Source organism: Nonlabens agnitus (assembly GCF_002994045.1).
GTDB lineage: Bacteria > Bacteroidota > Bacteroidia > Flavobacteriales > Flavobacteriaceae > Nonlabens > Nonlabens agnitus.
The window spans coordinates 2,770,380-2,792,427 of sequence record NZ_MQUC01000003.1; the positions used below are offsets into that span (position 1 = coordinate 2,770,380).

The following is a 22,048-nucleotide window of genomic DNA, read 5'->3' on the forward strand; positions in this document are numbered from 1 at the left end:
TAATAAAAATCGGGATGCGTTTTGAAACTCTTGTATAATAAGACTTTGGAGTGGTTTCAGGTGACCAGAGAAAAGGTTTCCTTCATCGGCGATTGACACAAGAGTCTTAATTTGTGCCTTATCGGGATTTCAATTCTTTGATGTAGGAAGCATCCCAGATTTTTTTCATTTCAGTCAGGCTAGCTACATTGTCATTGGGTACCGCGATGGACAAAACGTAATGAGCGATGACAGGCTTGCCATTTTGCTTTTTAATCACGCCACTACCACGACATACTCCCATTTGTGTGTCCAGCAGCTCATCAAAATAAGTGACACCATTAACGCTGTAAATATTACGTTCCAGCGAGGTGAAAGACCAGGCTTTTCCTTTATCAAAAAAAGGCTTTGCAAATGCTTTAAATTCTTCTAGTTGCCAGTTTTCTGTTGCATCAGTTCCTATAAAAACGGCATCATTTGACATAAGATCAAAATAGGTTTCAAATTGCGCATTAGCAGCAGCTTCGTGCCATTGATCTATGACCTGGTTCACTTGAGTTTCAGGTATGGTTTGATAGCTTGAACAGCCAGTGATGAAAAACGCGAGGAATGCTGCAAAAAGAAAAGATCTCATATCGATAAATTGAAGTTCAATATAATTAAAGGTATTTTCATACCATGGAAATCAACAATAAAAAACATCGTTGTGGCTGGTGCGGGCAAGACCCTTTGTATCAACAATACCACGATCAAGAATGGGGCGTTCCCGTTTATGATGACCAGCGGCTGTTTGAATTTCTTATTCTAGAGACCATGCAGGCAGGATTAAGCTGGATTACCATTCTTAAAAAGAGAGAAAATTATAGGGAAGCGTTGGATCATTTTAATGCTGTAAAAATTGCCGAATACGATGATGAGAAGCATCAAGAACTACTCTCAAATCCTGGGATTATAAGAAACAAGCTCAAGATAAAATCCATCACCACAAATGCGCAGATATTCTTAGACCTGCAGCAAAGACACGGCAGTTTCTCAAAATTTATCTGGTCCTATGTCGATCACGAACCCATTACCAATCACTGGAAAACCTATAAGGACATCCCGCCAAACACACCACTTTCAGACCAACTTTCTAAGGACCTTAAAAAAATGGGGTTTAAGTTTGTAGGCAGCACCATTGTCTATGCCTTCATGCAGGCGACAGGAATGGTTAACGATCACGAGATCAATTGTTACCGTTATGATGAAGTATAGTTGGTGGTTTTTTATGGTAATCGCTTTCGCGAAAGCGAACTCATTACAAGCGCAATCTTCTCAAGTAAAAATCGAAAAGGAAGAACGCATTGATCAATCTGACGTTCCAGCACCCATCATTGCTACCATTGCAGATCTAGCCAAAGACACTAACGTCAAATACTATAAAGAAACAGACGACGATCGAGTAAGCTTTGAAGGTAAATTCAAAAAAGAAGGTAACCGGTACAGTGCAGAATTCAATGTCACAGGAATACTGGAAGATGTAGAAGTTGAGGTGGATAAAAAATCGTTGGATGAAAACCTACGTACTGCCATCACTACTAGGCTGGATAGTATTGCAAGTCGCTGGCGCATCGAGAAGATGCAAGAGCAATATTTGCCACAGTCAAGCATATCGCAGTTAAATCAAAATATCGATCAACGCACCTTTGACAATCTCGAGCTTATCGTAGCTTTTAAAACAGATGGAAAAATATACAGAAAGGAATTATTGTTTGACACTAACGGGTTTTTAATACAATCCAGAGACGTAAAAAGAATAGCTTATGACTTCCTACTTTTTTAGGGTTCTTCTATTCTTGCTGCCTACGCTGGTCTTAGGTCAGGTGGCAGATCAAGTGGTCTTTCAGCCAGCGATCAAAGTCTCGTGGAACCCAGCTTCCAGATGGAGCTTTAACACAGCGGTAGAACAAAGAACGCAGATTAATGATGATGCCCAAGCTATTAGTATGCAGCTCACTCAATTTGGACAGTATGAAGTAGGTTTTTATTCCCTGATAGGAATAGGCGTGATGTATAGAGAATTATTTGATGACAACCTGCCTGAGGAAGTACGGTTCATGGGACAATATGTTTACACTAAAAAATACAATCAATTACAACTAGCTCATCGACTGCGCTGGGACCAGCGTTTGCGAGGTGATCGTTTGACACATCGCTGGCGTTATCGTCTTTCAGGATCTATACCTCTCAACGGTAATGACTTGAATCCGTCAGAATATTATGTGGTTTCCCATCTAGAAACCTTATTCATTGCGGAAGATGGTTTACGCCCTATCTATGAACAGCGCGTCGGTTTAGGAATAGGTAGGCAAATCGGGTCTAGCTACAAGTTACAACTCAACACACAGTATCGATGGCTGGATATAACAGCTGCGACGACAACATCTTTATTTTTGAATGTGGCTCTTTATGCCAGCCTATAGATAGGATAGAAAAACCTTTCTATCGATCTCCATGGCGCCTAAGCTGGCGAGGTGATCATTGTACAGTTGTGCGTCGATCAGGTTATAATCGTCTTTGGCCAATTTCTCTACCAGATACCATAGCGCTATTTTACTAGCATCGGTTTTATGGGAGAACATGCTCTCACCACAAAAATTTTTTTGAGTTTTAAGGTCTATACCGTATAAACCACCTACCAACCGGTCATTTTCAAAAACCTCGATGCTCTTTGCCATTCCTAATTTATGTAGTGCTGTGTATGCGGTAATCATCTCTTCATTGATCCAGGTACCTTCATGTAAACCTCTTTTGGCATTCATGCAGGCGCGCATCACGTCTTCAAAACAGGTGTTTTCCTTGATGTGATATCTTTTGTTTCTGCGGCTTTGTCTTAGAGATTTTGAAATCTTCATGGGTTTTTGAGACTTGAGGTCAAAAACCATTCTGGGATCTGGAGACCACCAGCAGATAGGATCACCGTCGCTGTACCAGGGAAAAATTCCAGACCTGTAGGCGAGCATCAGGCGCTCTACACTCAAATCACCGCCTATGGCCAGTAGACCGTGAGCATCTGCCGTGTTGGGATGCGGGAATTCAAGATCAGGTCCTAAAATTTTCATGGTTACTTAAATGTCTAAAACAGTGTGGTTAATAAAAAAAGCTGCTTCTCAATGTTTGCCCTAGCGTGCTGCGATCGCCATCAAAAAAATTGATGAGCAACTCGTGACACAACATAGGCAACCTCATCGTGAAGCAGCTTTTATTTCAATAATTTATTTATCTAGAAAGGAAGATCGTCGTGATCTTCATCGCTAGAATTCTTGATGGGCTCATACTCATCAAACGGTGGTACTTCACCAGCGCCTGGCGCAGCTGCACCTACTTTCTCAATACGCCATCCTGTGATGGAGTTGAAATATTTGATCTCGCCTTGAGGGCTTTGCCATTCACGACCGCGTAAATTGATACCAACCTTTACTGGGTCGCCTACATTGAAGGCGTCTAACAGGCTCGTTTTGTCCTGTACGAACTCAATCATAAGGGGTTGTGGGTATTGCTCTTCAGTCGTTACGACCATCTCGCGTTTCTGGAAACCATTCGATCCATAAGTTTTGGTTTCTCCTATTAGTTTGATTTTTCCTTGAACTTCCATAGTTATGATAATAAAATTTTCCAAGCATCGGCGATCTGGTTTTTAGCGATCAGTTCCTTTGCTTTCTTATGTTTATCTTTTGTGTTGAGGTGTGAAAGGTTTTCCGCTTTCGCGAAAGCGAGAACCTCATCATCCTCAGGTATTTCACTCAAATTTCCTAGTCTGCCCAGGTCATTGCCGGTAAGTACCTCGCTGTTTCTAGCGTGTTCTGGCAAGGCATCAACGCCTACGCCATGATTTCTGGTAGGTTTTTCTACTTCAAACATGGCATCTTTAGAACGGCAGTACCAGTTGCCGCCCATGCGCGCGACCGTATCGATCTTGAACGGGTCGATGCTATCGTTCTCGTCCAATATTTGGTCGTCAATGTGAATCATCACGACTTCACAAATAACGAGGCTTCCGGCGCCACCATTGTCTCCCAATTCTTTAATGTCAATGACTTTACACTCAAATTGAACGGGACTTTCTGCAACTCTAGGTGGTTTGACCAGTTCGCTTTTTACAGCAGTAAGACCAGACTTTACAAATTCATCAACGCCAGTAGCATACTCTGTACTGGCAAGCGACATTTGCTGTACCATGTTGTAATTGACCACACTAATCACCACCTCGGCATTTTGCTGGACGTTGATGAGCGTATCCTTTACCGTTCCATCACGACCGCGGCGCACCGGTGAAAATACAAGTATAGGCGGTTTTGCGCTAAACACGTTAAAGAATGAAAATGGTGATAGATTCACCTTGCCATCATTATCAACCGTGCTCGCAAACGCAATAGGTCGTGGCTGTACGGCACCTACAAGGTGGCCATACAACTGCGGATTCTCGATATCTTCTGGTCTAATTTTCATGCGGTTGCTGCAAGATTTCAAAGGTACAGATTCTGTAAGCTGTTTGCAATATCAACTGCGATAGTTGCATGTACTTTTGAAGAGATTATCACGTTAATGGAATAGTTGTATTTTTAGTAGGGCATAGGCAGGCACAGCAGCTTGAGGCAGCCCTTAAATAGGATAGTTCACTTCATGAATTTTACTTCAAACAGGAATATACTGCGATGGATCATCATTGCTTTTGCCATATTTATTACTTCAATCATTTTATGGAATACCTATCTATTCTTTCAAAAGCTGAAGGAATCTGAGCGTAAGAATATGCAGGAATATGCGATCATGCTCAAGGACTTGAGTAACCAGTCGCTGGATGCAGATATAGGTGAGTTAGGGTTGACTGTGGCTGGGAACACTACTGGTGCACCCATCATAAGCGAAGATTACAAAGGAGAACTTAACGCACGTAATCTTCCTGAAGAAGTGATGAAAGACACCGCTAAACTGCGGGAACTCATCATTGAGTATAAAAGTCAAAACCAGCCCATCGTGACAACGTTTCAAGGTAAAGTCTTGAACACGATTTACTATGGTGATAGTGTGATTATCAATAAGCTGAAGTATTACCCGCTAGCGTTGTTGTTGATCATATTTCTTTTTGGCGCCGTGGTTTTGTTTTTTTACAGATCCACCAAGGCATCAGAACAGAACAAGCTTTGGGCTGGAATGGCCAAAGAAAGTGCTCACCAGATAGGAACACCACTATCATCCTTAGTAGGTTGGACTGCTATTTTAAGAGAGTCAGACGTAGATCCCAGTTATGTGGATGAGATGGACAAGGATATCAACCGTTTGCAGATGATCACTGAGCGATTCTCAAAAATAGGATCCATACCAACCCTAAAAAAGCTAGACATTGTCCAGCAAACTAAAAGTGCAGCAGATTACATTGAATCCCGATCTTCCAATTTGATCAAATTTGTTATTGAAGTGCCTGATAAAAGCATTGACGTCATGGTGAATGAACAACTTTTTGCCTGGGTCATTGAAAATCTGATCAAAAACGGAATTGATGCCATGCGCGGTAAAGGAAATATTGTGGTGCGTTTGAAAGACGCCGCCGGTAGAGTCTACATCACTGTGAGCGATACCGGTAAAGGAATCCCTAAACGTTTGTGGAAACGCATTTTCAACCCTGGATTCACTACAAAAAAGCGCGGTTGGGGTTTAGGTCTATCGCTAGCGCAACGCATCATTAGCGACTACCATAAAGGAAAGTTGCGGGTTAAGGAAAGCAAACCAGATCAAGGGACGACTTTTGAAATCGTGCTGGATAAGGCATAGGTGTTTTCCTAGAGCTTAGACAATTCAAATTGATAGTCTACACCTTTTAAATGAATTCAATTGGTAATTGTAAATTCAAAAGTTGATAAACCGTAACCTGAATCGTTCAAATCTTGGCTTTTGAGTGTCCAATCCTGATTTTGAATTGGTGATAAAATCAGAATTGGATTGTCTAAATCGTCAGCTTCAAAAAATTTTATTTCGTTGAATGAATCAGTGGGCATTGGATTTACACCAATCATAAAATCTTGAAAGACTTCTTTAGATGTATTGATCTCTAAGATGTCTGTGGTGTCGATTCCCAGCCCTAAGCTTTCAGATTTTTGGAAAATGGCTATGATTCTTTTATTGGTTTGATTATTTAAAAAATACTCTGATGATCCACCAGAATCAATGATGATAATATCGTCATCTGTATCGGAACATGAAAATAAAAGGAACATTGCAAAAAGTAATATCGTCAGAATCTTTGTTGACATAAATAATTTCATAGATAAATCTTTAACCCTATTATTAACCAGATGCAATAATTTGATAAAGGTTGCGTGAAAATTATTAAAAATAAAAAACCGTTAAGAATGGAGTCCTTAACGGTTGAACCTTTGCCTATAAGTAGCTTAAGATACCGCTTTCAATTTTTGAATGCCGCTCTTATCTAGTTTTGATTCTGCGTAATGTTTTGTGACTTTAAATTCCTTCTCTTCACTACCGGGCATGTCAAACATAGCATCTGTTAGGATGGCTTCACATAGAGATCGCAGTCCGCGAGCACCTAATTTGTATTCAATAGCCTTATCAACGATGTAATCCAAGGCACCATCAGTTAACGTGAATTTAATACCATCCATTTCAAACAGCTTTTCATATTGTTTGATAATGGCGTTTTTAGGCTCGGTTAGAATAGCTCTCAACGTTCCAGCATCCAACGGATTCATATGCGTGAGAACTGGAAGACGTCCAATGATTTCTGGAATCATCCCAAAATCCTTGATGTCCTTAGGGATAATATATTGCAGGATGTTTTCTTGATCTGCCACAAGGTCGTTTGACTTAATGGCGGCATAACCTACGGCCTGCATATTCAATCGCTTGCGTATGACTTTTTCAATACCGTCAAAGGCACCACCAGCAATAAACAGAATGTTTTCTGTATTGACTTCAATGAACTTTTGATCTGGATGCTTGCGACCACCTTTAGGCGGTACATTCACAACGGTTCCTTCCAACAGTTTCAATAATCCTTGCTGTACGCCTTCTCCAGAAACATCGCGAGTAATCGATGGATTATCACTCTTACGGGCGATCTTGTCAATCTCGTCGATAAAAACAATTCCTGTTTGTGCTTTTTCAAGGTTGTAATCTGCAGCCTGCAATAACCTGGTAAGGATGCTTTCCACATCTTCACCTACATAACCAGCCTCGGTAAGCACTGTGGCATCCACAATGGCAAGAGGCACGTTAAGCATTTTGGCAACGGTCTTTGCAATAAGTGTCTTACCGGTTCCTGTTTGTCCCACCATCATGATGTTGGACTTTTGGATCTCGATATCATCGTCAGTTGATGGTTGCAAAAGTCTTTTGTAGTGGTTGTATACCGCTACAGACATCACTTTTTTAGTGAATTCCTGACCAATGATATACTGATCCAGAAAATCCTTGATCGCCTTAGGTTTTTTAAGGGTCAAATCTGCCTTTGACACGCCACTTTCCTCATCCTTGCTATCTTCTATAACAATGCCGTGCGCCTGCTCAATACATCGATCACAAATGTGCGCATCTAGACCGGCAATGAGCAGATTGGTTTCTGCTTTATTGCGGCCACAAAAGCTACATTCTAGTTGTTCCTTACTCATAAATGTTGCGTTTTTACAATGTTGAAAACCTTTATAATGACTTTCTTATTGCATGGGTGCTGATGGATGAGTTCGCTTTCGCGAAAGCGAACCTGTCATCAACCGCGGTACTATTAGTTATCTCTCGTTAGTACTTCATCGATCATGCCGTACTCCTTTGCCTCGTCTGCGCGCATCCAGAAATCACGGTCGCTATCCTCGTTGATCTGCTCGTATGTCTTTCCAGAGTGCTTTGCGATGATCTCGTACAACTCTTCTTTGAGCTTGATGGTTTCCTTAATGGCGATCTCAATGTCAGATGCCTGACCTTGAGCGCCACTGGACACTTGATGTATCATTACACGGCTGTGAGGTAGCGCGCTGCGCTTTCCTTTTTCACCGGCGCACAATAGAACAGCGCCCATACTGGCTGCCATTCCCGTACAGATCGTTGCCACATCTGGCTTGATGAATTGCATGGTGTCATAGATTCCCAATCCTGCATAGACGCTACCGCCTGGAGAATTGATGTAGATCTGTATGTCCTTGTTTGCATCTGTACTGGCAAGAAATAGAAGTTGTGCCTGTATGATGTTTGCCACCTGGTCGTTCACGCCGGTTCCCATAAAGATGATGCGATCCATCATCAATCGTGAAAAGACATCCATGGCGAGAACGTTCATTTGACGTTCTTCAATAATGTTGGGAGTGAGGTTAGTAGGCGTCATGCTGCCTACTAGTTTATCGTAATACATGGGATTTACACCACGATCCTTAACCGCATATTTTTCAAATTCCTTAGCTATATCCATAACCGTAATATTACTTTTTAATGAATGAAAAAGGCGTTAACCTAATTGTAAAGTCAACGCCTAAAGATAATGATTAAAGAGCGCCTAGGCGTCGTAAGCCTCTTTTATGAAATCTTCATAAGTAACCTCTTTAACCTTGAGCTTTGCATTGTCTTTGAAGAACTTCAACATTTTTTCATTTTGAAGTTGCTCGCTCATTCTTTTTACTTCTTCTTGATTTTGCATGATACGGGCCACTACTTGGTCTACTTCTTCATCAGTAGCGTTAGTGTGTCCATACTGCTTCATCTGTTCTCTTATCTGCGCGCTGGCATAATCCTTAAGCTCTTCAAACTTGAGTTGAAGGTCTTCATTTGCCTTTAGGATATTGGATTCAATCAATTGATATCTCAATCCTTTTTCAGAGCGCTCATATTCTGCTGCAGCTTCTTCTTCTGTCAATTCGTTCTCGCCATTGTTTGCGATCCATTTCTTCAGGAAGTCTGCAGGAAGGTCGAACTTCGTGTCTTCTATCAGACCTTCAGTGATATCAGTAAGAAGCTTTTGATCGGTTTGTTGCGTAAACTGCTTCTTAGCGTCTTCTCTTAGTCGCTCTCTAAGCTCATCCTCACTTTTGATTACATCTGGACCAAAAAGTTTATCAAAGAACTCTTGATTCAAATCTGCCATCTCGCGCTTGTTGACTTCTGTAATTTCAAAAGTTACAGGTACGTCTAGGTCATGCGCCTTATCATGTTCGATTTTAAGGTTGGACATCAAATCATGATCGTCTTCAAAAAGACCTTTTGTCTTCAGCTCTAAAGAGTCCCCTTTTTTAGCGCCAATGAATTTTTTGGTATTGGTTTTACCTTTGATCTTATCTATTGAGAAAGTAGCATCAGTATTGATGTCCTCATCGTCGTTGCGGAAGATACCAGTCACTTGATCACCTTCTTCAACAACTTCTTTACTTACGAGCTTACCATATTGCTGTCTAATGCGATCGATCTGCTTGTTGATCGTTTCATCATCGGTTTTGATCTGGTAATGCGTTACTGATTTTTTTCCTTTTACATCCACTTCAAAATCTGGAGCAAGGCCTATTTCAAAATCAAATTTAAAATCGTCGCTGGACCAGTCAATTTCTTCTTGTTCTACAGGAAGCGGATTCCCCAGAATATTTAGTTTTTCCTTAGTGATGTATTCATTCAATTGTTCTTGAATGATTTTGTTGATCTCATCAACTAATACTGGTGTTCTATATTTTTTGTTGATCAGGCTTGCTGGAACGTGTCCTTTTCTAAAACCTGGAATGGTTGCTGTCTTGCGGTAATCTGCAAGAATCTTGTCCACCTTTTCTTTATAATCTGCCTGTGCCACTTCAATGGTGATAGTAGCATTAAGTGCGTCTGAGTCAGTGCGCTTGATATTCATTTAAAGACTTTTATGCTGTTAAATTCGGGCTGCAAAATTAGTCTTTATTTGCATGTTATCAAAACGATAGGTGACTGTGAGTTAATCTTCGCTTTCTGTTGTCTTGAAAAGAAGAGATCTAGCCAAGGCCAATAGAAATGCAAAGATGAGCGCATACCAAATATTATCCACTTGAAAACCGTCCACTAACCAGTCTGCAATCATGATGATGAAAGCATTTATGAATAAAAGGAATATCCCTAAAGTAAGTACCGTCACGGGTAAAGTAAGGATGACCAATATAGGTTTTACTATAAAATTGAGTATAGACAAGGCGAGCGCCACAAAGACCGCCGTTAGAAAATCATCTGTAGAAACACCAGGTAAAATGTAGGACAAGAGTATCACCAATACTGCGGTAAGAAGCAACTTGAGAATAAATTTCATGGGATTGGTTTTTTATAAAAATAAAACATCCGCTGGAAAATACATTCCAGCGGATGTTTGAAAAATGGGAGTATGAGTTATTGAGCTACACTATTACTAGGCTGTACAGATTTGTATTGACCTATATCTACCGTAGGTATAGTCGAACCATAGGTAGCATTAATCGCATTGATAACTGTATTTGCAGTAAACGCATAACCTCTAGGTGTAGGGTGAACCGCATCTAAAGAGAACGCACCACCAGAAGCATAAGTGCTCGTTAGCGTACCACCGTTAAAGGCAACACCACCTTGTGCCACACCTTGTAACGCAGTTCTAGCATCTACTAGGGCTAGACCGTTTGCTTGAGCTAAAGCGGCGATCGTCGCATTGTAAGCAGCTTGTGCAGCTGAGACGCTAGCCTGCTCACTTGGCGTCAAGGTAGACTGGTCTTGTAGAGCAAAAGTCAAACCGTTAGCTGATAATAAGCCAGCCGTTGCTGCTGGAACACCAGCTCCTGTAAGTTGCGTAAATCTTGCTTGATTTACTTGTCCCAAGATAGGTGCTGTTGGGAAGGTGATCAAATCGTTTGCAGTCGCTGGTCTTATCTGCCCGAACTGCTGAGCAATTAATCCCGCTAGTGGACCGAATTGAGGTGTCAAAGCTAACGTCAATTGCGGAGTGATATCATCTAAAGTCTCGTCAAATATAACGGCTGGACTTGCGGCAGTTGTTGAGAAAGTAACAGATCTTTCTGGATACCCAAATGCTGTAAATGCTTGGTTCAAGTCTGCATAAAAGGCATTTAAAGCAGGAATCTGAGGCGCAAAATCTGGATTAAGTGGGCTAAATGGGGCAAATGGAACCGTGGTAAAAAACGGAATTGAAGTTACATCTGGTATGTTGATAAGAGCACCTTTTGCACCGTTAGCTGTTAATGCTTGAACGTAGCCAGAATAAACGCTTGCAAATACAATATCATCAGTAATGTCATTTGGGCCATATGTAGTTGGATCAGTATTGTTTGCTGCATTTTGATCTACACCAGAACCTCCAGAGGTTGCGTAGCTTAATATATCATTGTTACCAATCCATAACGTAAAGAAAGTTCCATCAGCATCCACAGCGTCTTGTATGATCGTTGCATCAGGAGTTGAGGCAAAACGAATGTAAAACGGATTTGCATTAGGTAGTGCTTGTGGATTACCATAACCAGAGGCTCCCAAGTGAAAGCTTTTTGCTCCTGGAACACCAAAGTTGTTCAATGGTCCGTCAAAAACGTTTGAAATATCAGTCGTAGGAGTTCCAGCAATATTTGATGGTCCAACAGGTCCCATTGCGTTTGCAGTCAAGACTAACCTAGTATTAAACCCAGGTAATTGAGCTCCATTAAATAACAGACCACCTATGTTGTCATTTACTAATGGCTGATTGAACTCGCCACCACCAACGAGCTCAAACTGTTGAGCCATAATATTTGGAAAGGAGTTCTGCTGACCTTCTAAGTAGAGCGCGTTGTCAGCAAATCCAGAAGTTAACGAGTTACCAACACTTACGAATTTGGTAAAATCAGCTTCTCCAGCGGTATAAACGCCACCGTCTTCTATAGATTCGTCAAATTCGTTTTCACAACTTACCAAAACAGCAGCTGCTGCAAATAAAGCTATATATTTTATACTGTTTTTCATGTTTATCTTTTTCATTACATACTATATGTTATACCTATCCCTGGAATAAGTGCTCTGGACTTGTACGAACCTCTAAATGGTGCTGGTTGTCCACCTGGATCTGCGTAGAAGTCATAAGACTCTGTAACTTCTTTAAACCTCAAGTATAAGAATGAAGCATCGATCGAGAATCTTGGAGAGAAGGAATATGATAATCCCGCTGTGTAACCTACAGAATCATTACGCGGTGTTTCTGGAGCAAAGAATCCAGATTGAACCGGTGATTCATCAAAATACCAACCACCTCTCAAGGTCAATGCGTCTGTTGCTAGGTATTGTACACCTAATCTGTACGATGAAGCATCCTTGTAATTTCTAGGATTGATGGATGAAGTGCCATTTTCAAAGTCAATATCAAGGTTTTCATATTCACTCCAGAAGGCTCTATTGTAATCAAATGCAAATAACCACTTGTCGCAGGAGTATGCAATACCTAAAGTAGCTTCAGCTGGTAACGGTAGTGTAGCCGTGAACCCTTGTGTCCCATTTGCTGGAACTAGTGGGCTATTTGGGAAGTTGGAAAACGTAGCTTCTCCATCTTCACTTTCAATGTCGATTAGGGAACGATAGTTAAATCCAATGGATAGGTTATCCGTTGGCGTGAACATTATACCAGCATTCCAGCCTACACCTACAACACCACTGTCACTAATAGCAACGTTTGATCTGTTACCTTGCTCGTCAGTCAATGATCTAGAAGCATTTCTATTAAAGTCTACGGAACCTATAGCAATCATGGCACCAACACCTAAACTTACATTTTCAAAAATTTGGTAAGAAAGAGTAGGTTGGATAAAAATCGCTTGTAACTCGATTTCATTTACCAAATGTGAACCTTCCCAATCTGTAGGCCAGGTAACATTACTACCGTAAGGAGTATAAATCCCTAATCCAACTGCAAACTTATCGCTCAATGCATAGCTTGCGTAAGCATAAAAAGGAGTTCCTACAGGGCTCTCTGTTTCGGCAAAGGCTCCTGTGTCAGAGTTTTGATAATTCACATCTGAAAATACTCCAAAACCACCTACACTCACATTAAGTTTATTTTCTAAATGTACAAGACCTGCTGGGTTAAAGAATAGTACATCTGCACTATTAACGACAGCCACACCAGTGTGTCCCATCGCAAGTTGCTTGTTACTTTGCGTACTTACACGGTAACCACCAGCATAGGAAAGGGCAGAAACCAAACAAAGCACAGCAAAAACTTTTAATTTGTTCATATTCAGTTGTTTAAAAAGGGATAAGGATTATTATTGACCAAATTTAATATTAAATTAATATTACGCAAGCGTTTTCGTAATCATTATGCAAGCATAACAAATTTATTTTACGAAATTCTCAACGAGTCTGTTAAATTCATCAGGTTGCTCGGCATGTAACCAGTGTCCCGCATTAGGGATGGTGTGGAGTTCCGCTTTCGCGAAAGCATGATCAATAACAGCCTTATCGCTATCCAGAATGTAACCAGACTTACCACCACGTACGAACATGGTTGGAATTTGAACGGGAATTTCAATAGGCTCATGGCTGCCTACCATACTTTGGGCTTGAGACAACGCCGGTAAGTTGAAACGCCAGCCATAACTGGTCTTGTCTTTTCTGAAAAGGCTCTTGAGTAGAAACTGTCTGGTTCCTTTGTCGCTAATGGTGCGGCCTACTGCTGCATCTGCATCTTTACGAGAATTGACCGTAGTAAAATCGACAGATTCGAGCGCATGGATGATGTCGCTGTGGTGTGGATCGTATGGTTTAGGTGCGATGTCTGCAATGATGAGTTTATCGATCAATTCTGGATACAATACGGCAGCGCGCATGGCGACCTTACCGCCCATACTGTGACCTAAAAGAATGATGTTTTCAAGGTTGTGATGGTCGCAATACACTTTAAGATCTGCTGCCATCACATCATAGTTGTGTTCATCGCTATGAAAGCTGCGGCCGTGGTTGCGCTGGTCCAGTAGGTGAACCTCAAATCCAGATTCGCTCCATTGTGTACCTAGTGTTTTCCAATTGTCTGCCATTCCTAAAAACCCATGAAGGATGATAAATGGCTTGCCTTGTCCTAATATTATGCTGTGTAATATCATGCCAGTCTATGTTTGTACATGTTGACCACATTCTCAAGGCCTAAGTACAAGCTTTCAGAAATTAATGCGTGGCCTATGCTTACTTCTTTCAAATCAACAATCTGCTCACTAAAGTATTTTAAGTTCTCTAGCGATAAGTCATGGCCCGCATTGATGCCCAATCCTACTTGAGTGGCCACCTGTGCAGCCTTGATATAAGGAGCGATAGCTTTTTCTTTGTCGGTACTGTATTGACGCGCATAGTCCTCAGTATACAACTCAATACGATCAACACCAGTCTGTGCTGCAGCTTCTACCATTTTTTCTACGGGATCTACAAAAATACTGGTGCGTATGCCATTGCTTTTGAAATGTGCGACCATGTCTTTGAGAAAATCGGCGTGCTTGATGGTGTCCCAACCTGCATTTGAGGTAATGGCGTCTGGTGCATCTGGTACCAATGTTACCTGTGCTGGGCGCACTTCATCGACCAGTTTTACAAAACTGTCAATGGGATTCCCTTCAATATTAAGCTCTGTAGTGACTATTTTTTTGAGATCTCGTGCATCCTGGTACTTGATGTGACGCTCGTCTGGACGTGGATGGATCGTAATGCCTTGCGCACCAAATCTCTCAAGATCCATCGCTACTTGAAGTAGGTCTGGAACATTGCCACCTCTTGAGTTACGTAAGGTTGCGATCTTATTAATATTCACGCTTAAAATAGCCATAACAATAGTTTAGAACATCAAAAATACAAACTAAGGCTGCACCCTATAACTGGAGAAATGTTTAATTTGCAGGAAAAGCCAGTTATGAATATTCAGGAGTATATCATAAGCGATGTAGCACCCTTAAAAATGGATGACGATGTGCGCCAGGCGCAGAAGCTCTTCCAGCAGCTCACGTTTTCGCATTTACCTGTCATGGATAATGAAGTTTATCAGGGTTGCGTATCAGAAACTGATGTATACTGTTTTGAAGACGGTCAGTCGCTACGGGACGTCAAATATTCGCTGGATACCTTTATGGTAAAACCAGATACGCACTGGCTAGACGTGCTTGAGGCATTTGCGCAGCACAATTCCAATGTTATGCCGGTGCTCGATGACAAAAATGAATATTTGGGTTATTATGAGTTGAAGGACATCATGCAGCATTTTAGCGATTCTCCTTTCTTATATGAATCTGGTGCGGTGATTGTGCTGGAGAAAGGTGCAACAGACTATAGTTTTAGCGAGATCGCCCAGATTGTAGAATCCAATGACTGTAAGGTCTATGGCTGTTTTGTTAGCAACTATAAAGATCACGTCACAGAGATTACCCTTAAAGTTAGTCCCAATAACATCAACGCACTACTGCAAACCTTTAGACGCTACAGTTATGTAGTGGTAAGTGCTGCAGAAGATGACTCCTATCTGGATGCTCTCAAAGAGCGGTCAGATTACCTGGATAAATACCTCAATATTTGATGAAGAAAATCGCCATTTATGGACAATATCTGCATACCGGTTCACATAAAACGGTAAGCAGTATGGTAGAGGCATTGCTCCAGCGATCCTGCGATGTAAAAATAGAATCAAAATTTGCAGGTATTCTTAACGACTTAGAATTAAGTAAACCCATCGATAGTTTTGAACAGCTGGATGAAAGCTATGACTTGCTCATAAGCATAGGTGGCGATGGAACAATTTTGAGAGCCGTGACCTACATAGGCCGTCTCAATATTCCCATTTTAGGTATTAATACGGGTAGGCTGGGTTTTCTCGCCACGGTACAGCAAGACGAGGTGGAAAAAGTCGTGCAGCGAGTGATGGATGGAAATTATAAGCTATCCAAAAGATCTCTCATTACTGCGTCTTCAAAACATGAAGAGAACCACTTGCCACCAAATAATTTTGCGCTTAACGAGGTCACGGTAAGCCGCATGAACACGACCTCTATGATCGAGATTGAAACTTACTTGAATGACGAGTTTCTCACTTCGTATTGGGCAGATGGATTGATTGTTTCTACACCAACTGGTTCTACCGGTTACAGTTTGAGTTGTGGTGGTCCCGTTATTTCTCCAGATACAGATGCTTTTGTCATCACACCCATCGCGCCTCATAATTTAAATGCGAGACCGCTTGTTATTCCTGATACTACCGTAATCAAAGTCAAGGTCATAGGTCGTGAAGATGAATTTCTCGCATCACTAGACAATCGCATCGCTTCTTATCCAGACGGCACCCAAATCACATTGCAAAAGGCAGATTTCACCATCGATCTCATCGAGTTGGAAGATCAAAGCTTTATAGAAACGCTACGCCATAAATTGTTATGGGGAGAAGATAAGCGCAATTAGACAATAATTTGACGCTTCCTTTGTTTTAACATGAGTCACAATGGGCGGCGTTTACCTATGCTGCCTTGTGAGAATTGTTATATTTGCACGTTTGAAAAAAAACCAATGCGGTTAGTACTATTATTGATTGCTTTTTTTGTTTTCGCTTTCGCTAAAGCGCAGACCTACGAGTTAGGTGTATGGGCTGGTGGTTCAAACGTGATTGGTGATGTTGGGAGTACAAAATATGTAAATCCATCTGGGATAGCCATAGGTGGCGTGGCAAAATGGAATCGCAGTAATAGACATAGTTTTAGAGGTTCCTTAATTTACACCAGGCTTAATGGTGATGATAGCAAGAGTGATGATAGGTCTAGAGAATTGAGAGGCTTGGAATACGAGTACAGTATGTTGGAAGCCTCACTAGGTGTGGAATACACATTTTGGGAATGGGAACTGTATTCTGGAAAGAGACACATTACTCCCTATATGTATACAGGATTTTCAACCTATAGTTATGGAAGCCTGGCACTAAATGAGAATACCAATAACAATCAACTAGAACGATACAGTAGAAGAATAGATTTTGCTATTCCATTTATCTTAGGTGTAAAGACAAATTTAACAGAGCATCTAATTCTAGCTGCAGAAATAGGAGCAAGATATACCTTTACAGATAACCTCGATGGCAGTAATCCAGATGAATCAAAGGATGAATTTGAAGAACTAAAATTCGGGAATTTAAACAACAATGATTGGTATGTCTTTAGTGGAGTGACCATAACTTATACCTTTGGACGCAAACCATGTTATTGCAACTTTTAGAAATGGAAGAAATTTTACTTGATCAGACTAAATTGCCAAAACACGTTGCTGTCATTATGGACGGTAACGGCCGCTGGGCAAAAAATCAAGGTTTGATGCGAGTGCGTGGCCATGAAAAAGGTACGAAAGCTGTGAGTCAGACCGTAAAGACTTGTGCAAAGTTAGGTATCAAATACCTGACACTCTATGCCTTTAGTACAGAAAACTGGAAGAGGCCCAAGTTAGAAGTGGATACTTTAATGAGAATTTTGGTTTCCAGTTTACGCAAGGAATTACCTACTCTTAGAGAGAATGGCATCCGACTTAAGGCAGTAGGGTCATTGCACCAATTGCCTGATAAAGCCCAAAAGGAACTTGCCGAGGTTGTCGAACTTACTAAAGACAATGATAAGATGAATCTCGTCCTTGCTTTAAGCTATGGATCTAGGGAAGAATTAACAAATGCTGTTAAACTAATAGCTAAAGATGTGGTCAGAGGTGACCTAGAAGTTGAACAAATAGAAGAGTCCACCATTGAGAACTATCTATTTACCAAGGATATGCCAGACGTGGATTTATTGATACGTACCAGTGGTGAGCACAGGATCAGCAACTTTTTGCTTTGGCAAATAGCCTATGCAGAGCTCTATTTTACAAACACGCTGTGGCCAGATTTTCGTAAAAAAGATTTGATGATGGCCTTAAAAAATTATCAAGATCGCGAAAGGCGATTCGGTAAAACGAGTGAACAATTATAACAACATGACAAAACAGTTAGCACCTAAGCTACTTTTAGTAATACTACTTCTCACAAGTGCCATTTCCTTTTCACAAAGACCAGGCGATATTCCTATAGGAGAATCTACGGAATATATATTGGGAGACATCACCGTCACTGGTACTAAAAGCTATAATGAAAACACTGTTGTTGCTTTTACAGGCCTACGTAAAGGCGACCGCATTTTCGTTCCAGGCGAGCGTTTGAGTCAAGTCGTCAAAAAGCTTTGGGATCTTAAATTGTTTAGTGATATTAGAGTTTACGCCGTAGGGATTAAAGGTGACCCTAATGACGACATTGTGGATACGATTGATCTTGAATTCAATATCATTGAAGTGCCCACCTTGAATAAAATCGAGATTGATGGTTTAAAAAAGAACCAATCTAAAGATCTATTGAAAGAGCTCAATCTTTCAAAAGGAACTAAGGCAAATGAAAACCTGGTTACTACGACGCGCAATTTCATAGAGAAAAAGTATCAAGACAAAGGCTTTTTATATGCAGATGCGTTGGTACGCACACGTGATGCGCAGGATACGCTAGGGAACAATTACGTCGATATGAAGATCGAGGTAAATAAGAATGAAAAGGTAAAAATTAAGAGCATTGACTTTGAAGGTAACACGCAATTATCTGATAAAAAGTTAAGAAAGGCCTTGAAAAACACGAAGCAGAAAAACTTCTTGCGTGTTTTAAAAAGATCCAAGTATGTAGAAGAAGACTATCAAGAAGATCTAAAAAACTTGGTGGAAACCTACAAGGAAAATGGATTTAGAGATGCGCGAGTAGTAGGTGACACACTTACTAAAATCGATGATAAAACCATCGCACTGGACATCAAAGTAGAAGAAGGGAACAGGTACTATTTTGGAGATATCAAATTTATTGGGAATACGGTCTATTCAGATGATTATCTGCAGCGCTTATTGAAAGTTGAAAAAGGAGATGTTTACAATGGAGTTGCTTTTGACAATCAAATCTCTGATCCTGCAGATCCAGATGCGAGAACCTTAGAGAATGAATACCAAAACAACGGTTACCTTTTCTCACGCATCAATGCCGTCGAGACTAAAGTAGAAAACGATACCATTGATTTTGAAATTCGCATTATTGAGGATAATGTAGCCTACTTCAATCACATTAGCGTTAAAGGTAATACACGTACTAATGACCATGTGATTTATCGTAACATACAGTCCAATCCTGGCGATAAGTACTCAAAAGCAGCTATCATCAACTCCATACGGGAATTGGGACAGCTAGGTTTTTTCAATGCAGAAAATATCAATCCGCGTATTTTGAACCCATCACAACAAGATGGTACCGTAGATGTAGAGTATGAGCTAGAAGAGGCTGGTGCCAGCCAGATTGAATTACAAGGTGGTTATGGTGGTGGTGGTTTTGTGGGAACTCTAGGTTTGAGGTTCAACAATTTCTCGCTACGTAATATTTTCAATAAGGAGGCTTATCAACCAGTACCACAAGGTGATGGACAGACACTTGCCTTGAGAGCACAGGCAAGTACTATTTTCCGTACGTACTCTTTGAATTTTACAGAGCCATGGTTAGGTGGTAGAAAACCTGTTTCCTTCAACGTTTCTTTCTCGCATAGTGAGCAGTTTAGAGTAAATGCTCAGAACTTTAGAGAGGTCGATAGAAACCAGCGCTTCTTGATTTCTGGGGCTACCATAGGACTTGCTAAAAGGCTGGAGTGGCCAGATCCATACTTCCAGTTTTCACAAGCGCTATCATTCCAACACTATAACTTGAAAAACTACCAGACCAATCTATTTAATTTCCCTAATGGTTTCTCAAACAACTTTGCTTATACCTTAGGCCTTACTAGAGATAATGTAGGTGTCAACCCCATTTTCCCTACCTATGGTTCGCGTTTTGCCCTTACGGCCAAAATGACCTTGCCTTACTCTTTATGGAATGGTGTGGATTATGAGAACCTAGAAAACGACCCTAACTTCCAGACGAATGGAGCGCCAGACCTTGCCAAGATCGATCAGGAACGCTTCCGTTTCTTGGAATACTACAAGATCAAATTTGAGGGAACTTGGTATACTCAGATTTATGACAAATTAATTATGCAGACTAAGTCAGAATTTGGATTTTTGGGAGCATACAACAACGATCGCGGTCTAGTCCCATTTGAGAGATTCTTTGTAGGTGGTGATGGATTGGGAGCTTTCTCGTTAGACGGTCGCGATATTATTAGAATGCGTGGTTATGACAACAGTGCGTTGACCACCAGTGCAGATGGTGATACCGTGTATAACAAATTCTCTTTAGAGATGCGTTATCCCATCACGCTAGAGCAGGCGGCATCCATTTATGTGTTGACCTTTGCAGAGGCTGCTGGATCCTACGATACTTTTAGGAGTTATAATCCGTTTGATGTAGAGCGATCTGCAGGTGCAGGTCTTAGAGTATTTATGCCAGCCTTCGGTTTGTTGGGTATTGACTTCGGTTATGGATTTGATCCAGCACCTATTTCAAACAGTACAGATCCTAGTGGCTGGAATGTTCACTTTATAATCGGGCAACAATTTTAAAATGGCACGGTTATTTCTTTAAATGATATAATCATGAGAATCAAGAATTACCTTTTACTGTCAATGATGGTTTTATGTTTCGCTTTCGCGAAAGCGCAAAGAGGCATAAGAGTTGGTTACGTTGATATGGAGTACATTTTAGAAAGCGTTCCAGAATACCAGAAAGCGTCAGAGCAATTAGAGCAGCGCATGCAAGGATGGAAGACCGAAATCGAAAAGATGGAGTCTGAAATTGCCCAAATGGAAACCTCTCTCAAGAACGAACGCGTTTTGTTGACTAAGGAATTGATAGAGGAGCGTGAAGAAGAAATAGGCATCAAGCGACAAGCTCTGAATGATTACCAGCAAAAAAGATTTGGTGCTCAAGGTGATTTCATCAAGCAAAAACAACAGTTGATTCAACCCGTACAAGATCAGGTATTCAATGAGATGCAAAAGATAGGTGAGCAAAAGAAGTATGACATGATCCTTGAGCGATCAGAGACGACCATGCTTTACAGCGATGACCGTCATGATTTGAGTGATGATGTATTAAGAGCCATAGGTCGTACTGGCAAGAAGGCAGATCGTGAAGAAAGAAATCAGACCAGGAACACTCCAGTTGAGGATGTCAAGGACGAGCCGTATATGTCAGTACAAGAAGCTGCAGATCGTCAGGAAAAAGTAGCTGCAAAAGAGGCGATCATTGACGAGAAGCAAGCCGCTAGAGCCGAAAAAATAAGATTTAGAGACAGTATAAAAGAAGCAAGAGCAAGAGAATATCAGGAACGTAGAGAAGCGAGTATCAAAGAGCGTCAACGTAGAAAAGATAGTATTCTAGCTGCTCGCAAGGCAGATAAAGAAAAGAAGGAAAATAACAATCCTCCAGACAATAAATAAAGGTTTCAAACCCATTATATTTGCAGCCCGTTACCATAAAATAAAATAATAAAGTTGATAATGAAACAAGTAAGAAATTTAATAGCCATTGCTGCATTTGTAGTTGCAGGAACTTTTACAGCGACCGCGCAGACAGCCGCTTCAAAAGTGTGTCACATTGCATCTCAAGAATTGGTTGAAATCATGCCTAAGGCAAAAGCAGCCGAGAAGCAATTGAGAAACCTTGCAAAAACCTATGAGGCAGAGCTTGTAAACATGGATAAAGCTTTACAGACGAAGTCCCAAGAAGCACAGCAAAAAGCTCCAACACGTACTGATGAGGAGAACCAGCGTATCTTGGAGCAAATCCAGGCAGACCGCAAGACTATCGAAGAGTTTTATACCAATTCTCAAAAGTCTCTTTCTCAAAAAAGAACGGATCTATTAAAGCCAGTTTATGAAGAGGCAAGACAAGCGATCTTTAAAGTAGCTAGAGCAAAAGGTTTTGACTATGTTCTTGATTCTACTACGGGAACTGGTGTGATCATGGCAGACGGTTATGATTTGATGCCAGACGTGAAGAAAGCATTAGGTATCCAATAGGAATACGCTTAAATATATAAGAAACCGTCTCTACAATGTAGAGGCGGTTTTATTTTTGGCGTAAATTAAG

General features: G+C 41.0%; 24 protein-coding genes. 11 read left to right on the forward strand and 13 right to left on the reverse strand.

Annotation, left to right across the window (positions count from 1 at the left end):
* Nucleotides 1–118: 118 nt before the first annotated feature.
* Nucleotides 119–613, reverse strand: coding sequence for a nuclear transport factor 2 family protein (locus BST86_RS12805; protein WP_105983595.1), 495 nt, complete (start codon nucleotides 611–613; stop codon nucleotides 119–121).
* Nucleotides 614–657: 44 nt separating this feature from the next.
* Here BST86_RS12805 and BST86_RS12810 point away from each other — a divergent pair, with 44 nt between their 5' ends.
* From BST86_RS12810 to BST86_RS12820, 3 genes are read left to right on the forward strand one after another with little or no spacing between them, the layout of a single operon-like run.
* Complete coding sequence (locus tag BST86_RS12810) at nucleotides 658–1,233, forward strand: DNA-3-methyladenine glycosylase I (protein ID WP_105983596.1); 576 nt, start codon at nucleotides 658–660, stop codon at nucleotides 1,231–1,233.
* A complete protein-coding gene (locus BST86_RS12815) occupies nucleotides 1,220–1,801 on the forward strand; it encodes a hypothetical protein (RefSeq protein ID WP_146126766.1) in 582 nt (193 codons plus the stop codon). Before BST86_RS12810 ends, BST86_RS12815 begins: the two co-directional genes overlap by 14 nt.
* On the forward strand, nucleotides 1,782–2,441 hold the full coding sequence (locus BST86_RS12820; protein WP_105983598.1) for a DUF2490 domain-containing protein: 660 nt from the start codon (nucleotides 1,782–1,784) through the stop codon (nucleotides 2,439–2,441). The genes BST86_RS12815 and BST86_RS12820 overlap by 20 nt, the downstream gene beginning before the upstream one ends.
* On the opposite strand, the gene aat is transcribed toward BST86_RS12820, so the two are convergent.
* From aat to BST86_RS12835, 3 genes are all read right to left on the reverse strand, one after another.
* Complete coding sequence (gene aat, locus BST86_RS12825; RefSeq protein ID WP_105983599.1) at nucleotides 2,436–3,080, reverse strand: leucyl/phenylalanyl-tRNA--protein transferase; 645 nt, start codon at nucleotides 3,078–3,080, stop codon at nucleotides 2,436–2,438. The genes BST86_RS12820 and aat overlap by 6 nt on opposite strands.
* A 161-nt stretch (nucleotides 3,081–3,241) precedes the next feature.
* Nucleotides 3,242–3,613 carry a DUF3127 domain-containing protein gene (locus BST86_RS12830; RefSeq protein WP_055411635.1) on the reverse strand — a complete coding sequence of 124 codons (372 nt, stop codon included), beginning with the start codon at nucleotides 3,611–3,613 and terminating at the stop codon, nucleotides 3,242–3,244.
* A gap of 2 nt (nucleotides 3,614–3,615) precedes the next feature.
* Nucleotides 3,616–4,467 carry a flavin reductase family protein gene (locus tag BST86_RS12835; RefSeq protein ID WP_105983600.1) on the reverse strand — a complete coding sequence of 284 codons (852 nt, stop codon included), beginning with the start codon at nucleotides 4,465–4,467 and terminating at the stop codon, nucleotides 3,616–3,618.
* A gap of 174 nt (nucleotides 4,468–4,641) precedes the next feature.
* Here BST86_RS12835 and BST86_RS12840 point away from each other — a divergent pair, with 174 nt between their 5' ends.
* A complete protein-coding gene (locus BST86_RS12840) occupies nucleotides 4,642–5,790 on the forward strand; it encodes a sensor histidine kinase (RefSeq protein WP_105983601.1) in 1,149 nt (382 codons plus the stop codon).
* 56 nt (nucleotides 5,791–5,846) lie between these two features.
* Here BST86_RS12840 and BST86_RS12845 read toward each other — a convergent pair whose 3' ends face one another.
* The 9 genes from BST86_RS12845 to BST86_RS12885 form a co-directional block, all read right to left on the reverse strand.
* Nucleotides 5,847–6,281, reverse strand: coding sequence for a hypothetical protein (locus BST86_RS12845; RefSeq protein WP_146126767.1), 435 nt, complete (start codon nucleotides 6,279–6,281; stop codon nucleotides 5,847–5,849).
* Between the two features lie 126 nt (nucleotides 6,282–6,407).
* On the reverse strand, nucleotides 6,408–7,643 hold the full coding sequence (gene clpX, locus BST86_RS12850) for an ATP-dependent Clp protease ATP-binding subunit ClpX (protein WP_105983603.1): 1,236 nt from the start codon (nucleotides 7,641–7,643) through the stop codon (nucleotides 6,408–6,410).
* Between the two features lie 113 nt (nucleotides 7,644–7,756).
* Nucleotides 7,757–8,434 carry a ClpP family protease gene (locus tag BST86_RS12855; RefSeq protein ID WP_055411640.1) on the reverse strand — a complete coding sequence of 226 codons (678 nt, stop codon included), beginning with the start codon at nucleotides 8,432–8,434 and terminating at the stop codon, nucleotides 7,757–7,759.
* Nucleotides 8,435–8,518: 84 nt separating this feature from the next.
* On the reverse strand, nucleotides 8,519–9,847 hold the full coding sequence (tig, locus tag BST86_RS12860) for a trigger factor (protein ID WP_105983604.1): 1,329 nt from the start codon (nucleotides 9,845–9,847) through the stop codon (nucleotides 8,519–8,521).
* A gap of 81 nt (nucleotides 9,848–9,928) precedes the next feature.
* Nucleotides 9,929–10,273, reverse strand: coding sequence for a phage holin family protein (locus BST86_RS12865; RefSeq protein ID WP_105983605.1), 345 nt, complete (start codon nucleotides 10,271–10,273; stop codon nucleotides 9,929–9,931).
* A 77-nt stretch (nucleotides 10,274–10,350) separates the two neighbouring features.
* Nucleotides 10,351–11,940, reverse strand: coding sequence for an SGNH/GDSL hydrolase family protein (locus tag BST86_RS12870; RefSeq protein WP_105984037.1), 1,590 nt, complete (start codon nucleotides 11,938–11,940; stop codon nucleotides 10,351–10,353).
* Nucleotides 11,941–11,954: 14 nt separating this feature from the next.
* Entirely contained in the window at nucleotides 11,955–13,202 is a 1,248-nt protein-coding gene (locus BST86_RS12875; protein WP_105983606.1) for an OmpP1/FadL family transporter, read from the reverse strand.
* Nucleotides 13,203–13,304: 102 nt separating this feature from the next.
* Nucleotides 13,305–14,069: an alpha/beta fold hydrolase gene (locus BST86_RS12880; RefSeq protein WP_197709231.1), complete on the reverse strand. Its 765-nt coding sequence runs from the start codon at nucleotides 14,067–14,069 to the stop codon at nucleotides 13,305–13,307.
* Complete coding sequence (locus tag BST86_RS12885) at nucleotides 14,066–14,779, reverse strand: pyridoxine 5'-phosphate synthase (protein ID WP_055411645.1); 714 nt, start codon at nucleotides 14,777–14,779, stop codon at nucleotides 14,066–14,068. Before BST86_RS12885 ends, BST86_RS12880 begins: the two co-directional genes overlap by 4 nt.
* A gap of 57 nt (nucleotides 14,780–14,836) precedes the next feature.
* Between BST86_RS12885 and BST86_RS12890 the strand changes: the two genes are divergently transcribed.
* The 7 genes from BST86_RS12890 (at nucleotide 14,837) to BST86_RS12920 (ending at nucleotide 21,978) form a co-directional block, all read left to right on the forward strand.
* Complete coding sequence (locus BST86_RS12890) at nucleotides 14,837–15,520, forward strand: CBS domain-containing protein (RefSeq protein ID WP_242446533.1); 684 nt, start codon at nucleotides 14,837–14,839, stop codon at nucleotides 15,518–15,520.
* Nucleotides 15,520–16,395: an NAD kinase gene (locus tag BST86_RS12895; RefSeq protein ID WP_105983607.1), complete on the forward strand. Its 876-nt coding sequence runs from the start codon at nucleotides 15,520–15,522 to the stop codon at nucleotides 16,393–16,395. Before BST86_RS12890 ends, BST86_RS12895 begins: the two co-directional genes overlap by 1 nt.
* A gap of 105 nt (nucleotides 16,396–16,500) precedes the next feature.
* Complete coding sequence (gene porG, locus BST86_RS12900; RefSeq protein WP_105983608.1) at nucleotides 16,501–17,199, forward strand: type IX secretion system protein PorG; 699 nt, start codon at nucleotides 16,501–16,503, stop codon at nucleotides 17,197–17,199.
* 2 nt (nucleotides 17,200–17,201) lie between these two features.
* Entirely contained in the window at nucleotides 17,202–17,936 is a 735-nt protein-coding gene (locus BST86_RS12905) for an isoprenyl transferase (protein ID WP_105984039.1), read from the forward strand.
* Nucleotides 17,937–17,940: 4 nt separating this feature from the next.
* Entirely contained in the window at nucleotides 17,941–20,517 is a 2,577-nt protein-coding gene (gene bamA / locus BST86_RS12910; protein ID WP_105984040.1) for an outer membrane protein assembly factor BamA, read from the forward strand.
* 33 nt (nucleotides 20,518–20,550) lie between these two features.
* Nucleotides 20,551–21,396 carry an OmpH/Skp family outer membrane protein gene (locus BST86_RS12915; protein WP_105983609.1) on the forward strand — a complete coding sequence of 282 codons (846 nt, stop codon included), beginning with the start codon at nucleotides 20,551–20,553 and terminating at the stop codon, nucleotides 21,394–21,396.
* 60 nt (nucleotides 21,397–21,456) lie between these two features.
* Nucleotides 21,457–21,978, forward strand: a complete 522-nt coding sequence (locus BST86_RS12920) for an OmpH/Skp family outer membrane protein (RefSeq protein ID WP_105984041.1) — start codon at nucleotides 21,457–21,459, stop codon at nucleotides 21,976–21,978.
* Nucleotides 21,979–22,048: the final 70 nt, after the last annotated feature.

What these genes read in the sequence shown, in the direction of transcription:
- BST86_RS12845 (WP_146126767.1), bottom strand. Translation starts at nt 6,281, where the DNA reads ATGAAATTATTTATGTCAACAAAGATTCTGACGATATTACTTTTTGCA.
- BST86_RS12890 (WP_242446533.1), top strand. Translation starts at nt 14,837, where the DNA reads ATGTTTAATTTGCAGGAAAAGCCAGTTATGAATATTCAGGAGTATATC.
- BST86_RS12810 (WP_105983596.1), top strand. Translation starts at nt 658, where the DNA reads ATGGAAATCAACAATAAAAAACATCGTTGTGGCTGGTGCGGGCAAGAC.
- BST86_RS12870 (WP_105984037.1), bottom strand. Translation starts at nt 11,940, where the DNA reads ATGAAAAACAGTATAAAATATATAGCTTTATTTGCAGCAGCTGCTGTT.
- BST86_RS12805 (WP_105983595.1), bottom strand. Translation starts at nt 613, where the DNA reads ATGAGATCTTTTCTTTTTGCAGCATTCCTCGCGTTTTTCATCACTGGC.
- BST86_RS12905 (WP_105984039.1), top strand. Translation starts at nt 17,202, where the DNA reads ATGGAAGAAATTTTACTTGATCAGACTAAATTGCCAAAACACGTTGCT.
- BST86_RS12880 (WP_197709231.1), bottom strand. Translation starts at nt 14,069, where the DNA reads ATGATATTACACAGCATAATATTAGGACAAGGCAAGCCATTTATCATC.
- BST86_RS12815 (WP_146126766.1), top strand. Translation starts at nt 1,220, where the DNA reads ATGATGAAGTATAGTTGGTGGTTTTTTATGGTAATCGCTTTCGCGAAA.
- bamA (WP_105984040.1), top strand. Translation starts at nt 17,941, where the DNA reads ATGACAAAACAGTTAGCACCTAAGCTACTTTTAGTAATACTACTTCTC.
- BST86_RS12830 (WP_055411635.1), bottom strand. Translation starts at nt 3,613, where the DNA reads ATGGAAGTTCAAGGAAAAATCAAACTAATAGGAGAAACCAAAACTTAT.
- clpX (WP_105983603.1), bottom strand. Translation starts at nt 7,643, where the DNA reads ATGAGTAAGGAACAACTAGAATGTAGCTTTTGTGGCCGCAATAAAGCA.
- aat (WP_105983599.1), bottom strand. Translation starts at nt 3,080, where the DNA reads ATGAAAATTTTAGGACCTGATCTTGAATTCCCGCATCCCAACACGGCA.
- BST86_RS12835 (WP_105983600.1), bottom strand. Translation starts at nt 4,467, where the DNA reads ATGAAAATTAGACCAGAAGATATCGAGAATCCGCAGTTGTATGGCCAC.
- BST86_RS12895 (WP_105983607.1), top strand. Translation starts at nt 15,520, where the DNA reads ATGAAGAAAATCGCCATTTATGGACAATATCTGCATACCGGTTCACAT.
- BST86_RS12920 (WP_105984041.1), top strand. Translation starts at nt 21,457, where the DNA reads ATGAAACAAGTAAGAAATTTAATAGCCATTGCTGCATTTGTAGTTGCA.
- BST86_RS12840 (WP_105983601.1), top strand. Translation starts at nt 4,642, where the DNA reads ATGAATTTTACTTCAAACAGGAATATACTGCGATGGATCATCATTGCT.
- BST86_RS12865 (WP_105983605.1), bottom strand. Translation starts at nt 10,273, where the DNA reads ATGAAATTTATTCTCAAGTTGCTTCTTACCGCAGTATTGGTGATACTC.
- BST86_RS12820 (WP_105983598.1), top strand. Translation starts at nt 1,782, where the DNA reads ATGACTTCCTACTTTTTTAGGGTTCTTCTATTCTTGCTGCCTACGCTG.
- BST86_RS12885 (WP_055411645.1), bottom strand. Translation starts at nt 14,779, where the DNA reads ATGGCTATTTTAAGCGTGAATATTAATAAGATCGCAACCTTACGTAAC.
- BST86_RS12915 (WP_105983609.1), top strand. Translation starts at nt 20,551, where the DNA reads ATGAGAATCAAGAATTACCTTTTACTGTCAATGATGGTTTTATGTTTC.
- tig (WP_105983604.1), bottom strand. Translation starts at nt 9,847, where the DNA reads ATGAATATCAAGCGCACTGACTCAGACGCACTTAATGCTACTATCACC.
- porG (WP_105983608.1), top strand. Translation starts at nt 16,501, where the DNA reads ATGCGGTTAGTACTATTATTGATTGCTTTTTTTGTTTTCGCTTTCGCT.
- BST86_RS12875 (WP_105983606.1), bottom strand. Translation starts at nt 13,202, where the DNA reads ATGAACAAATTAAAAGTTTTTGCTGTGCTTTGTTTGGTTTCTGCCCTT.
- BST86_RS12855 (WP_055411640.1), bottom strand. Translation starts at nt 8,434, where the DNA reads ATGGATATAGCTAAGGAATTTGAAAAATATGCGGTTAAGGATCGTGGT.